Source organism: Vibrio sp. 704 (genome assembly GCF_033339295.1).
Genome location: NZ_JAWOUH010000531.1, coordinates 1 through 656, shown reverse-complemented (window position 1 = coordinate 656; position 656 = coordinate 1). Strand labels below are relative to the sequence as shown.

The window sequence follows — 656 nt, the reverse complement described above, 5'->3', positions numbered from 1 at the left end:
CTTGAGTGCAATCAAGTAGCTCAAGAGGCGTCAAATTTGTTTTGATCGCCACAACCGCATTGATGTAATCCGGCTGATTTTGTGGCCCCATTGGCGTGCTGCTGTATAGCGAAGACGCTTGTACAAACTCAGAGTTTGGTAACGTTTTTAGAGCCTCAATCGCTTGCTGAGCTTGGCTGACAGGATCAGCCAAGTTACTGCCTACCGCAATGTACGCTGTGATCATGATTTCGGCTTACTCTTTTTCTTGCGAAAGGTTTTGCGGCGACGTTGGCCCGATTTTGGTGCTTGACCATCTAGGTCTGCGGCCATCGCTTGGCGCATTTCTCGGCCTGCATTTTGGAAAGTTTCCCACCACTTAGCAAGCTTCAGAGTGTCGCCACCCTCAATTTCACCGCGCATTTCAAGAAAATCAAAGCCAGCTCTAAATTTGTTGAGTTCCATTAGGCGGAACGCACGTTTGCCATTACGTCGTGGAAGGCGCAATTGCAGCTGCCAAATCTCACGGATGGTCGCAGTATGGCGACGTGGAATTGCGATGGTACGAACTTGATCATCAAGAATGATATTGCTCGCTTCCATGATCGCGTCGTAATGACACAAGTTATGCTGGTCCATGAGTTTGTCTGCTAGTGCACAAAGCGGGTACCACAGCA

At 48.9% G+C, this 656-nt stretch carries 1 protein-coding gene and 1 pseudogene; both read right to left on the bottom strand.

Features of this window, described 5'->3' with window-relative positions; all coding sequences use genetic code 11:
* Positions 1-226: 2-amino-4-hydroxy-6-hydroxymethyldihydropteridine diphosphokinase (gene folK / locus R7R24_RS27570; protein ID WP_318120249.1), on the bottom strand; the 226-nt coding region annotated here is incomplete at its 3' end.
* A pseudogene (locus R7R24_RS27565) lies at positions 223-656 on the bottom strand (polynucleotide adenylyltransferase PcnB); the annotation flags it as partial. The gene folK and the pseudogene R7R24_RS27565, both read right to left, overlap by 4 nt.